The following is a 13,647-nucleotide window of genomic DNA, read 5'->3' as shown; positions in this document are numbered from 1 at the left end:
TTGAATCGTTCTTAATCTATCGAGTGACCATGTAAAAGGATGTGGTGAATTTTGTCTCAAGGATTTTCTATGAAAATATATTAAGCATTAGTTGCGCTTATTCAAAATAACGTGTTAAAATAGAATTAATTAATTTGTTTATTAAACAAATTAATATGAAGCGGTAATTTTAAAATGTATGCTAGTTAAACTAGTATTATAAAAAGCTTTAATCCGAATTCGGATAATTTAAATAGTTGAGGTGAAATGAATGTTACAAAAATATGAAATACTCAATGAGATGCATAATGGCTACATAGTAGCGGTTATCCGGGGTCAAAACAAAGAGGAAGCAGTAGAAATTTCGAGGCAAGCATTCAAAGGCGGCATCCGTTCCCTTGAAATAACTTTTACTACTCCTGGTGCGGAAGAAGCGATTGAAGAGCTAACTCGTCTAGGTGACAAGCAAATGATCGTTGGTGCAGGTACTGTATTAGATGAAGCAACCGCCAGAGTAGCGATTATGAAAGGCGCTCAATATATTGTTAGTCCGCATTTTGATCCATCTATTGCTAAAATGTGTAATCGCTATGCAATTCCATATTTACCTGGTTGTGGCTCAGTAACTGAAATTATGAGTGCACTTACGTATGGGGTTGATGTCATTAAACTATTCCCAGGTAGTTTACTAGGACCAGGCTATATAAAAGATGTGAAAGGTCCCATTCCTCATGCTGAGTTAATGCCTTCTGGTGGGGTAAGCTTAGACAATTTATCACAATGGGTTAAAAAAGGTGCCTTTGCAGTTGGAATTGGTAGCGCTTTAACTAGTTGTGTTACTGAAGGTGATTATCGCGCTGTTGAAAAAGCAGCACGTCAATTTGTAGATAAATTAGCTGAAGTAAAAGAATAGGGAGGGAATTTCTTTGGGAACGTTTATCCATGAAAATTTTATTCTGAAAAATAAAACAGCAATTAATTTATACCATCAATACGCTAAAAAAATGCCAATATATGATTACCATTGTCATTTATCTCCAAAAGATATTGCAGAAAATAAGAAGTTTAGCACGATCACAGAACTATGGTTAGCAGGTGATCACTATAAGTGGAGAGCAATGAGGGAAAACGGGATTGAGGAACGTTTCATTACAGGTGATGCAAGCGACAAAGAAAAGTTTGCTGCATGGGCGAGGACTGTTCCAAATACTATTGGAAATCCGCTTTATCATTGGACACATTTAGAATTGAAAATGTACTTTGGGATTGATGAGTTATTAAATGAAGAACGCGCAGAACGAATTTGGAATCAATGTAATGAGTTATTAATGCAAGATAACTATTCCGTCCAAGAGTTAATTAAACGTTCAAATGTAAAAGTGATCTGTACGACAGATAATCCAACCGATGACCTGTATTATCATGATCAAATTAAGGACCAACAGGATTTCAATGTTCGCGTTCTACCAACATTCCGTCCCGATAAAGGTTTAGAAATCAATAAGGATACATTTGTTCCATTTGTAGAAGCTCTTGAGACCGTTGTTAATAAAAACCTTACAACGTATGAAGAGTTTATCGAAGCGCTTGAACAAAGAGTAGTGTATTTTCATGAGAAAGGTTGTCGAATCTCCGACCATGGTTTAAGTGAAATACCATTTGCAGCATTTGAAGAAAGTGAATTAGAACAAATCTATCAAAAAGGACGAAACGGAAAAGGCGTTTCTGTTGAAGAAGAAACTAAGTTCAAAACGGCAACATTTATTGCCTTAGCTAGCTATTACAAAAAGAAAAACTGGGCGATGCAAATCCATTTTGGGGCGATACGTAATAATAATACGAAAATGTTTAATAAGCTTGGACCTGATACTGGATTTGATTCGATCAGTGATCAAGGAGAAGTGGCAAGACCATTAAACGCATTTTTAGACGCACTCGATCGGGGTGACCAATTACCGAAAACGATCCTTTATAACTTAAACCCAGTATACAATGATCTAATTGGAAGTACGATTGCTAATTTTCAAACTGAAGCTGGAGTGAAAGGAAAGATTCAACTAGGGTCTGGTTGGTGGTTCAATGATACGAAACCAGGGATGGAACGGCAACTATCTGCTTTAGCAGATCAAGGTTTACTAATGCATTTTGTAGGTATGCTAACAGACTCTCGTAGCTTTATTTCATATAGTAGACATGAATATTTTCGTAGAATCTTATGTAACTTAATTGGGTCTTGGGTAGAAGATGGAGAAGTGCCAGATGATCCAGCATTATTGCAAACGTTAATCGAAAACATATGCTATAACAATGCAAAAAACTACTTCAGTATAAATGTAGACGAAAAGCAACTGGTCTAAAAAAGGGGTGAGAATATGAAAGAGGGCATTAAGGATTTTGAGAAAACAAAACCGTATTTAGTCTGTGTTGATTCTGACGGTTGTGCGATGGATACGATGGATGTGAAGCATCAAAAATGCTTTGGACCAAAGGCGATCGAAGTTTGGGGATTACAAGATATTGAAGAAAGATTTATGGAGATTTGGAATGAGGTCAATTTATATTCGATATCAAGAGGAATTAATCGTTTCAAAGGTTTAGTTCGAACATTTGATCTAGTCGCCGAAGAAGGATATGAAATTTCGGATTTATCGACAGTAAAAGAGTGGACTGAAACGACAGATGAATTATCCAATCCATCCCTTGAACGAGAAATTGCTAAAACAGATGATCAGCAGTTAAAGAAAACGCTCGATTGGAGCCTGAAAGTAAATCAAGCAATTACTGAGCTATCTGATGATGATGAGCCATTTTCTGGAGTTAAAGAAGGATTAGCAAAAATTAACGACGGAGCAGATATTGCGATTGTTTCATCGGCAAATGGCGGTGCAGTACGTGATGAGTGGACAAGACATGAACTCATAAGTCACGTTCAAGCTATGCTAGGTCAAGAATCAGGAACGAAAGCACATTGTATAGCTGAATTACAAAAATTTGGTTATGAACCTACTAAAATCTTAATGGTAGGAGATGCGCCTGGAGATTTAGAGGCTGCAAAAGTGAATTGTGTACTCTATTATCCTATTCTTGTCGGAAACGAACGGTTTTCTTGGGAGCGATTAGCGAGTGAAGCATTGACTAAATTTTATGAGGGAAGCTTTGCAGGGGAATATCAGCAACAACTGATCAATGAATTCCATTCCAACTTACAGAAATAAAGCAGGGGGAGTAAATTATGGGAACTAAAGTAGAAATTAAATTGCCAAAAGTAGACTTAAAGGCAAAACCTTACAATTTATCAGATCAAGATATCCAATGGGTCAAAGACACGATTGCTAGTATGTCTGATGAAGAAAAAATAGGTCAATTATTTATTAATCTATTCTTCTTTGGTAATGATCAATACAGTGGAAATGATTTTACTAATCAACAACTGCTTGAAAAATTCCATATCGGTGGTGCACGATACCAAGGTGGAACATCTGAGCAGGTTCAAGGTTTAATCAATGAATTACAAACTCATTCGAAAGTGCCATTATTAGTAGCTGCCAACTGTGACGCGGGTGGTAATGGTGCATGTAACGATGGAACATATATCGCTTCTGCTGCAATGTGTGAAGCTTCAGGAGATACACAAGTTTCATATGATGCGGGTTATGTCAGTGGGCGTGAAGAACGAGCAATTGGTGTAAACTGGAACTTTGACCCTTGTGTCGATATTTTAAAAAACTGGAGAAATACGATCGTTAACACCCGTGCTTACGGTACAAATGCGGAAACAGTAATAAAACACACGAATGCTTATTTAGAAGGGTTAGCCGAAAGCAATATCGCTGCTTGTATTAAACATTGGCCAGGAGACGGTACAGAAGAGCGGGATCAGCACTTAGTATTAGGTGTCAATGAATTGTCAGTAGAAGAATGGGAAGAGTCTTTCGGTAAAGTATACCGTAACCATATTGAAAACGGTGTTGATTCGATTATGGCTGGACATATTGCTTTACCAGAATACCAAAAAGCTTTAGTTCCTAGTTTAGAAGATAAAGACATTCTTCCAGCCACTTTAGCACCAGAATTAATCAATGGCCTACTAAAAGGAGCACTCGGCTTTAACGGCTTAGTTTTAACAGACGCGACTCATATGTTAGGAATGACTGCGGCGATGCGTCGTGAGGATTATGTTCCACAGGCGATTGCTGCAGGTTGTGACATGTTTTTATTCTTTAATAATATTGAAGAAGATTTCGGATTTATGATGAACGGCTACAAAAAGGGTGTTATAACAGAAGAACGCCTTCAAGATGCATTAGAAAGAATTCTAGGCTTAAAAGCAAAATACGGTCTACACAAGGCAAAAGAAAACGGCACATTATTACGTTCGAAAGAAGATTTGGAAGTCATTGGTTGCGATGATCATATAGAACGGGCAAAACTAGCGGTCGATAAAGGAATCACATTGGTTAAAAACTCGCTAGATCAATTACCCATTCGCCCTGAAACCCATAAGCGTATTCGCCTATATTTCTTAGAAGGTGAAGTTGGCGGAATTTACGAACCGAACGAAAAAACATTATCTTTTATTGTAGATGAGTTAGAAAGACGTGGCTTTGAAGTTACGGTTAATGACGGTACTTCTCGGATTAAAGGGCCTACTTTAAAGTATCGGGAAGAAGTGGATGCTGCATTCATTTTTGCAGATGTTGTCGGTTATGGTGCAGAAAACAACTACCGCATCAGATGGAAAACGGCGATGTCAAACGAAGTACCTTGGTATGTCCATGAAGTCCCAACTGTGTTCGTTTCATTAAACTTCACCACTCATTTAACGGATGTACCGATGGTTAAATGCTATATTAATGCATATAAAGATACGGAACTTACCATTAAGACGGTCATCGATAAAATCATGGGAGAATCAGAGTTTAAAGGAACACCAAATGAAAATGTTTGGTGTAACAAATGGGATACTAGACTATAGAAAAATATTATAAAAATATATAGCAGGCTGATTTATTCGTTTGCTGGATTAGGCATTGGGTAGAAATACTCAATCCTTGTCCAAAATGAATATTTTTTATGAAAGCGGTTAAATTTAGCCTTACTTATAATTTGTTGAGGTCGTCTGATAGAGATTTAGAATCGTAATGTATGCCCTTAAAATTAATTCATATATAAATTTATAGAAAATTAGGAGGTTCAACTAATGAGAAAAATAATCAATATAAATGATGCTTGGAAGTTTGAAAAAGATGATAAAGAAAAAGCTTTTAATAAAATTTACAATGATGAAAATTGGGAAATAGTCAATGTACCACATACGTGGAACGCGATTGACGGTGCTAATGGCTTTGACTTTTATAAAGGTGAATGCTGGTACCGAAAAGAGATATTTTTAGACACAGTTCATGAAGGAAACAAAGTATTTATTGAGTTTAATGGGGCCAACAGTATAACGGATGTATATGTAAATGGGGAATATTTGGGTCAACATCGTGGCGGTTACTCGATTTTCCGCTTTGATATTACAGATGTAATTGAATTCGGAAAAAAAAATACGATTGCTGTTAAGGTCGACAATACCGTTGTCGATGATGTGTATCCTCAATTGGCTGACTTTACTTTTTACGGTGGAATTTATCGTGATGTTAACCTAGTCATTGTAAATCCTGTTCATTTTGATTTAATGGATTATGGATCTCAAGGTGTTTACATTGTGCAAGGTGAAGTTTCTAATCAGCGAGCTAATTTAACGGTGAAGTCAAGGTTAGTTAATGATAATGATGAAGACAAGAAAGTCAGGTTATGGGCCGATATCTTGAATGCAGAAGGTAAAAATGTGGCATACGCAACAAAAGAAGTAATATTAGCAGCAGGGGAAACAAAAATAGTTGAAATCCCAGCAGTGATTGAAAATCCTACATTATGGAATGGGAGAAGGAATCCATATATGTATGAAGCGAAAGTATCGATGGTAAGTTTTAATGATACGGTTGATGAGCTTTCAATACCGTTTGGGGTAAGATACTTTGAAGTTGATGCACAAAAAGGATTCTTCCTAAATGGTGAGCCGCTTCGGTTAAATGGTGTTTCAAGACACCAAGACCGAAAAGATATGGGCTGGGCGATTACGAAGAAAGAACACAAAGAAGATATGGCATTAATTAAAGAGGTTGGTGCCACTTCCATTCGCTTAGCACACTATCAACATGATCAATATTTTTATGACCTATGCGACCAAGAGGGAATGGTTGTCTGGGCGGAGATCCCATTTATTTCAGTTATGTCCAAGACAGAGGTAGAAGGCTTGAATGCAAAGCAGCAGATGATCGAATTAATTAGACAAAACTTTAACCATCCATCAATTATTTTCTGGGGGATTCAAAACGAAATTCAAATTAGTGGTGAAAGACCAGAATTAAGAAAGCTTGTCAAAGAATTAAATGAGTTAACCAAAAAAGAAGATCCGACAAGACTATCGACAATGGCCAATGTAATGTTTGTCCCTGATAAGGATGAATATAATTTTATTACGGATACCGTGGGCTACAATAAGTACTACGGTTGGTATCAAGGGAAGGCAGAGGATTTTGCTGACTGGCTGGATGGATTTCATAAGTTAAACCCTAATGTAAAATTAGGGATTTCTGAATACGGGGCAGAAGGTATATTACAATACCATTCGAATGACCCAAAAGTAAAAGATTACTCAGAAACCTATCATACTTTGTATCATGAAAAAGTTTGGGAAATCTTTTCTGAGCGCCCGTTCCTTTGGTCTACCTATGTGTGGAACATGTTTGATTTCGGTGCCAACATCAGGGATGAGGGCGGTGTAAAAGGCAGAAACAACAAAGGTTTAATCACTTATGACCGCAAGATTAAGAAAGATGCCTTTTACATGTATAAAGCTCACTGGTCGGATGAAAGATTTGTTCATATTACAAGCAAACGTTTTGTTGACCGTGCAGATGAACAAATTACGGTTAAGGTTTATTCAAATTGTAATGAAGTAAGCCTTTATGCAAATGGCGAAAAATTTGAAACAAAAACGGGCGAGTCACGTGTCTTTATTTTTGACAATATTCCATTACAAAAGGCACTCAATGAAATAAAAGTTGTTGCTAATCAAGAGGGTGAAGTATTTGAGGATGTGGCTAGATTCAATAGAGTCGCTGAACCTAACCCAAGCTATGAAGCTCCTGAGGAAGATAAAGGTGGGATTGTAGCGAACTGGTTTGAAATGCCTGAGGATTTAGCTGATGTTGAGGTTGAAGAAATTCAGATTACCGATGATGTTTATTCTACTCGTGACACCTTTAATGAGCTTATGGAAAACCCAGAAGCAAAAGCTGTAGTTGAAAAGTATTTAGGCAATTTTTCAGAACATCCGATGTATGGTATGGCACAAGGAATGCAAATAGATTTTATTGCATCAATGGCTGAAGATCTTTTTAACGATAAACTAATGTTTTCACTAAACAAAGAATTAACAAAAATTAAAAAGACTCAACATCAAAATTAAGTGATCTCTTACTGTTTAATGAACGTTTTTTAGATTTGTTACCCATTATTTAGTAACCAAATAGGCAGGATAAATAACAATTTTCTTAATCATAAGAGACGATCAGGTTTCTCTAAAGCTATATATTTATGTATGGTAATTTTTCAAAATATTTAAAAAAAAAAAAAAAACACTTGTTATTTAAAGCGCTTTCATATATATTAGTTTTATAGATTAATTTGTTTAACCAACAAATTAATAAGAAGGTAATTTTGAAAGCGTTTTATTATAGTGGAATTTTAAGGGGGTAATACTATGTCAACAGTAACAGTAGGAAATGAAGAAAAGTATCACACGGCGAAATTATGGCAAATTGGTTGTTTTGCTTTAAACAACACAGCGACAAACATTTATTTCTTTGTTATGTTTTTTGTTTCTTATTATGCAACTGGTGTCGCTGGACTAACAGTTGTTGTTGTTAGTACAATTATAACTTTCATGCGAATATTTGACGGGATAACAGATCCATTGATTGGTTATGTCATTGATAAGACCGAATCGAAATTTGGTAAGTTTGCGCCGTTAATGGTTCTTGGAAACATCATTTTAGCGGGAACCCTTTACGTGATGTTTACAGTTACACATCTCTTACCAGATGCCTTTCAGTTTGTCTTCTTCTTAGGTATTTATTTCATTCATATTATTGGATATACGTTTCAAACGGCTTGTACAAGAGCAGCACAAACCGTACTAACAAATAGCCCGAAACAACGACCACTGTTTGGAATTTTTGATGCAACGTATAACAGTTTGTTATTTACGGGAGCGCAAATGTTTATTGCTATGTATCTCGTAGCCAAGCATGAAGGGTTTACATTAGGTTTATTTACGGAATTAAAGTATTATGCAATCATTGTGTCAGCAGTTTTTACTGTATTGGCAGTTATCGCCATTAAAGGCAAAGACCGTAAAGAATACTATGGGTTAGCAGAAAAAAACGTGAAAACAAGTTTCCGTGATTATTGGCCAGTAATTAAAGGAAATCGTCCATTACAAATGCTAATTATTGCAGCATCAACTGATAAATTAGCTAACTCAATGATAAGACAAGGTGCAGTCGGGGTTATGTTCTTTGGTATTTTGCTAGGAGATTACGCATTAAGTGGTACGATTGGGTTAATTACACTCGTTCCAATGCTCTTAATTACTTTCTTTGGTATCGGTAAGGCAAGAAAAATTGGCTTGAAACGTTCGTTTGTAATGGGGACTTGGGCAGCATTAATTACATTTGGAGCCGTTGCTGCTTACTTGTTAATGGTTGATACTCAGCAAATTTCTTTATCAAACCTTGGATTTGTAACGATTATGTTCTTAGTCCTTTATTGTCTAGCAATGGGCTTCAATGCGTTAACTGGAAATATGGTTATTCCGATGATTGCAGATGCTTCAGACTATGAAACATATAAAACAGGTCGCTATGTACCTGGGATGATTGCAACGATTTTCTCTTTTGTTGATAAATTAATTTCATCACTTGCACCAGCTCTTGTTGGTTTTGCAGTAGCACTAATTGGTTATCGTGATGAACTTCCTCAAGTAGGAGAAACGTTAACGACTTCGTTACTTGTTATGGCATTAGTTCTAAAGTTTGGTATTCCAATGTTTGGTTACATTTGTTCATTAATTGCGATGAAATTTTATCCACTTGATGATCAGAAAATGGAAGAAATCCAAACGGCAATTGCAGAAATTAAAGCTGGTGGAAAGAAAGAAGTTGTATAATTTCAGGAAAAAGCTTGCAGGTTGATTGTGTTCAGCCTTGCAAGCTTTTCTTATGGGCAAAGTAATATACACATTATAAGTAAGTAGGATACTAAAATAGGCTCTTGAAAAAGGTTAGGTACACTTTCATACAAAAGTTAAATACTGCGTTTTGTCATGTTTTGCGAAAGCATTCTCAGTCAATTCTGGCTCAAATAAAGGCATTTTGAGGTAATGAAATGTTACGATATTATTATTATACTTAAACTAGTTTCATTGGAGGCTGACCTATATGAATGAACCGATTTTAGTTAATTACCGAATGCATGGTGGAGGAGACCAATCATTTGACTACCATTCGCATCAGGAATATGAAATTTATTTTTTTCATGCAGGTTCATGCCGTTATTTGATTCATAACCAAATTTATGATTTAGTACCAGGGGATATTATCTTAATGGATGGGATGACGCTTCATCGACCTAATGTTCGTTCAAGTAGTGAGTATGTCCGTAGTGTCATTCATTTTTCACCACATTGGATTAAAGGTGTATTACATGAAATAGGGGGTATGTATTTACTTGAATCCTTTCAGAGATTGCACCATTGTTTGATACGAACGAAGGAAAACACTGCATCGAAAAGTTTAGAACAGCACATTAGCCGTTTAGCTGAATTGAAGAACAACTCGGACATAAACAATCCTAAAGTAGAAACTGAAATGAAGGTAGTATTTTTACAAATATTGATTATTCTCCATCAACTAGGTCAAGAGGAATTTACGATAACCCCAGAGCAAAAAGTCGACAAAGCTAAGCATGCTGAAAATATAGCAGGCTATATCCAGTCAAACTACATGGAGAAATTATCTTTAGATACCATTGCAGACGCACTAAAGTAAATCTTATGTGTCACATGTATTTAAAGAAACGACGGGTTTTACAGTCATGGAGTATGTAATGGGGTGTCGACTAACACAAGTCAAATATTTGCTTGAAATCGAGCTAGATAAACCGTTAAAAGATATTGCTTATGAGTGCGGATTTGAAAGCGTTTCCCACTTTAGTCGTTTTTTCAGGCAGCAAGTAGGAATGACTCCGAAAGAGTATCGCCGTTTCCGTCTCAGGTAAGTGAAAAAGGGTTGTTTTAGTAATATATAACGCAATTAAGGAGGAATAGTCGCTTATGAATCAAGATTTAAAGATTTCAGGATTTTCAGATGAAATCTCATCAGATTTTAATACCCAGTTAGGAGTCGTTTCAAAGTTAGGGATGAACTATATATCATTACGTGGAATCGATGGAAAAAATATTGGGGATTTTACAGTGAATGAAATTAAAGAAAATGTGTTGCCACGTCTAAAAACAGCAGGGATCCATGTTTCATCGATCGGATCGCCAATTGGAAAAGTATTCATTAACGATGCTGAAGGTTTTGTAAAACAAAAGAAAGTGTTAGAAACACTTTGTCAAATTGCTAATCTCTTAGATTGTCAATATATCCGTATTTTTAGCTTCTATATTCCAAAAGGTGAAGATGCTGATCATTATAAGGAGCAAGTGGTCAGTCAATTAAAGGAGTATACGGCAATTGCTAAGAAGTATGATGTGATTTTAGTCCATGAAAATGAAAAGGACATCTATGGGGATATTGCTAGACGTTGTCACGAGATCCTTTCAGAAGTTGATTCTCCATATTTCAAAGGGATATTCGATTTCGCTAACTTTGTTCAATGTGGGGAAGACCCTCAGGCTTGTTACGATTTGCTCAAAGAGGAGATCGTTTACATTCATATTAAAGATGCTGTTACAACAGATAGTCAAAACGTTGTATGCGGAACAGGTGAAGGGAAGATTCCTGAGATCCTATCCCAATTTATTGAAAGCGGCTACAAAGGCTTCTTAACACTTGAGCCCCATTTAGTTCTATTTGACTCCTTAAAAGATTTAGAGCTTGAAGATGCCAAAGAAGTAATTAAAGATAACAAAGGATTAGATGGTGAAGGCGGTTATAAGCTACAGTATGAAGCTTTATTAGAAATACTTAAAAAAATTGAAAGTGAGGCGAAGTAAAAAATGACAGTAAGATTAGGAATTATAGGATTAGGTGCACAAGGTGGAACTTACGCTGGATTTATCTCGGAAGGAAAAGTGAAAAACATGGTTATTGGGGCTATTTGTGATATTGACCCTGAGAAAAAGAAATTGAGCAAAGAAAAATATCCAGACGTACCTTTTTATGATAACTATATTGACATGCTTGAAAGTGGTACCGTTGATGCAATTGTGACGACTGTACCGCATTATCTTCATCCAGAGATGGGAATGGAAGCATTAAAAAGAGATATACATGCACTAGTTGAAAAACCAGCGGGTGTCTATACAAAGCAAGTAAAAGAGTTAAATGAATTTGCACAAACAAAACCAGAGTTAACCTTTGCTATTTTCTTTAATCAAAGATCGAATCCACTTTATCAAAAGTTAAAAGAGCTGATTGATCATGATGAGATTGGCAAAATTCGTCGGACAAACTGGATCATTACTACTTGGTGGAGACCTCAAGGTTATTACGATCAAAGTGAGTGGCGAGCAACGTGGGGGGGCGAAGGCGGTGGTGTCCTTGTAAATCAAGCGCCACACCAAATCGATTTACTTCAGTGGATTTGCGGGATGCCGAAAAAGGTCAATTCTAATGTGAAGTACGGTTATCAAAGAAATATTGCCGTTGAAGATGAAGTAACAGCGATGCTTGATTATGGAAACGGTGCAACAGGTGTATTTATTACCGCAACACATGATGTTCTTGGGACAGATCGTTTAGAAATACATGGGGACAAAGGAAAGATTGTTGTGGATGATAGTAAGAAAATTACGATCAAACGACTAAAGACTCCAGAGGCTGAAATGAGTACGACGATGTCGATGCAAGATGTTATGAAAATCTTCATGGGTGGCGACCTTTCAGATGTATACAGTGAAGAAGTCCTTGAGTTTGAAAGTGTATGGGGGGCTCAGCATATCGCTGTATTAGAAAACTTTGCAGCTAATATTGTAGAAGGTAGTCCTTTAATTGCTCCAGGCAGCGACGGTATCCATGGGGTTGCTTTAGCTAATGCGATCCACCTATCTAGCTGGTTAGGTAAAGAAGTAGAGCTACCAATTGATGAAGATTTATATGTAGCTGAACTTAATAAAAAGATTGAAGAAGAAAAAAGCTTAGTTAAACAATAATTGGTAACAAATGTATTTTTTAATAAAAAGCTATATTAAATATTGAAATTATTAAACTAAGCTAGTAAAAATCTTTAGAGGCTGTTTCAAAATAAAACAGTTAGCCTTACTTATCTAGAAATTTAAGGGGCTGGACACTTATGAGGCAGCCTCATTTTTTAAGGAGGTGGAGGGATGTTAAGAGTTGCAGTAATTGGACTTGGAGATGTTTCAAAAGTTCATATTCAGGCGATACAAGATGCCCAAAATGTTGAATTAGTCGCTGTATGTGACATAGATCAAACTTTAAAGGATTCGGTACCAAGTGTTAAATTTTACAGCAATTATCTTGAATTACTAGAAAAAGAAACAGTAGATTGTGTCCATAATTGTTTGCCACACTTCTTACATTACCCAGTGACCAAGGCTTGTATTGATAAGGGAATTCATGTTTTTCAAGAAAAACCATTAGGATTAAACACTGCAGAAGGGCTTGCTCTTGTAAAACTTGAAGAAGCTAACAAGAAAGTTAAATTGTGTGTGTGCCTTCAAAATCGGTATAACGAGTCTTTTGAAAAGTTACAAGAGATGGTTGCTGCTGTTAACTTCGGCAAGTTGATTGGTCTCAAAGGATTAGTAGCTTGGTTTCGACCGAAATCTTATTATGTTTCCAAACCATGGCGCGGAATAATGGAGTTTGCTGGTGGAGGAGTGATGATCAATCAGGCTCTCCATACATTAGATTTGATGCAATTAATTGGTGGGGAAATTGAAGCTATTAAAGGCTCAATTTGTAACTTATTAGATTATGGGTTTGAAGTAGAGGACACAGCCACTGCTTCAATTATTTTTAAAAATGGTGCAACGGGATTGTTTTTTGCATCAAATGCGAATTCTGAGAATGCTAGTGTTGAAATCGAAGCCGTTTTTGAAAAGGGAAAACTAGTTATCAAAGACAATAAGCTGATGATGACTAATGACGGAATTACAAAAGAAATTATTGAGGACATGAGGATGCCTGGCACCAAATTTTATTATGGCCCTAGCCATACGAAGCTAATTCATCACTTTTACTCGTGTATCAAAAACAATACAGGAAATTATGTCGGGGCAAAAGATGCATTCACATCCATTGCGATGATTGATGCAATTCGAAAATCATCAGAAGAAAATAGAGTGATAAAAATGGAGGTATGAAC

Annotated in this window: 11 protein-coding genes; all 11 read left to right on the top strand. The window is 36.3% G+C overall.

Features of this window, described 5'->3' with window-relative positions:
- Nucleotides 1–250 precede the first annotated feature (250 nt).
- The 11 genes from J0N78_RS14470 to J0N78_RS14420 all read left to right on the top strand — a co-directional run bounded on the left by J0N78_RS14470 (nt 251) and on the right by J0N78_RS14420 (nt 13,645).
- Nucleotides 251–892, top strand: coding sequence for a bifunctional 2-keto-4-hydroxyglutarate aldolase/2-keto-3-deoxy-6-phosphogluconate aldolase (locus J0N78_RS14470; protein ID WP_209123819.1), 642 nt, complete (start codon nt 251–253; stop codon nt 890–892).
- Between the two features lie 13 nt (nt 893–905).
- The gene (uxaC, locus tag J0N78_RS14465) at nt 906–2,336 is read left to right on the top strand and encodes a glucuronate isomerase (RefSeq protein WP_209123818.1); all 1,431 of its coding nucleotides are present in this window, start codon (nt 906–908) and stop codon (nt 2,334–2,336) included.
- A 15-nt stretch (nt 2,337–2,351) separates the two neighbouring features.
- Nucleotides 2,352–3,194 carry an HAD family hydrolase gene (locus J0N78_RS14460; RefSeq protein ID WP_209123817.1) on the top strand — a complete coding sequence of 281 codons (843 nt, stop codon included), beginning with the start codon at nt 2,352–2,354 and terminating at the stop codon, nt 3,192–3,194.
- Between the two features lie 41 nt (nt 3,195–3,235).
- On the top strand, nt 3,236–4,954 hold the full coding sequence (locus tag J0N78_RS14455; protein ID WP_209123882.1) for a glycoside hydrolase family 3 protein: 1,719 nt from the start codon (nt 3,236–3,238) through the stop codon (nt 4,952–4,954).
- 225 nt (nt 4,955–5,179) lie between these two features.
- A complete protein-coding gene (locus tag J0N78_RS14450) occupies nt 5,180–7,498 on the top strand; it encodes a glycoside hydrolase family 2 protein (protein ID WP_209123816.1) in 2,319 nt (772 codons plus the stop codon).
- Between the two features lie 294 nt (nt 7,499–7,792).
- Nucleotides 7,793–9,259 (top strand): MFS transporter, encoded by a 1,467-nt coding sequence (locus J0N78_RS14445; protein WP_209123815.1) that lies wholly within the window; start codon nt 7,793–7,795, stop codon nt 9,257–9,259.
- Nucleotides 9,260–9,530: 271 nt separating this feature from the next.
- Nucleotides 9,531–10,139: an AraC family ligand binding domain-containing protein gene (locus J0N78_RS14440; RefSeq protein ID WP_209123814.1), complete on the top strand. Its 609-nt coding sequence runs from the start codon at nt 9,531–9,533 to the stop codon at nt 10,137–10,139.
- A 7-nt stretch (nt 10,140–10,146) separates the two neighbouring features.
- The gene (locus J0N78_RS14435; protein ID WP_209123813.1) at nt 10,147–10,368 is read left to right on the top strand and encodes a helix-turn-helix domain-containing protein; all 222 of its coding nucleotides are present in this window, start codon (nt 10,147–10,149) and stop codon (nt 10,366–10,368) included.
- 55 nt (nt 10,369–10,423) lie between these two features.
- A complete protein-coding gene (locus J0N78_RS14430; RefSeq protein ID WP_209123812.1) occupies nt 10,424–11,311 on the top strand; it encodes a sugar phosphate isomerase/epimerase family protein in 888 nt (295 codons plus the stop codon).
- A gap of 3 nt (nt 11,312–11,314) precedes the next feature.
- The gene (locus tag J0N78_RS14425; protein ID WP_209123811.1) at nt 11,315–12,469 is read left to right on the top strand and encodes a Gfo/Idh/MocA family protein; all 1,155 of its coding nucleotides are present in this window, start codon (nt 11,315–11,317) and stop codon (nt 12,467–12,469) included.
- Nucleotides 12,470–12,643: 174 nt separating this feature from the next.
- On the top strand, nt 12,644–13,645 hold the full coding sequence (locus J0N78_RS14420) for a Gfo/Idh/MocA family protein (protein WP_209123810.1): 1,002 nt from the start codon (nt 12,644–12,646) through the stop codon (nt 13,643–13,645).
- Nucleotides 13,646–13,647 lie beyond the last annotated feature (2 nt).

Source organism: Alkalihalobacillus sp. BA299 (assembly GCF_017745675.1).
Lineage (GTDB): Bacteria > Bacillota > Bacilli > Bacillales > Bacillaceae_F > Alkalihalobacterium.
Note: the sequence above shows the minus strand (reverse complement) of the source record. Positions and strands in the feature narration are given on the sequence as shown.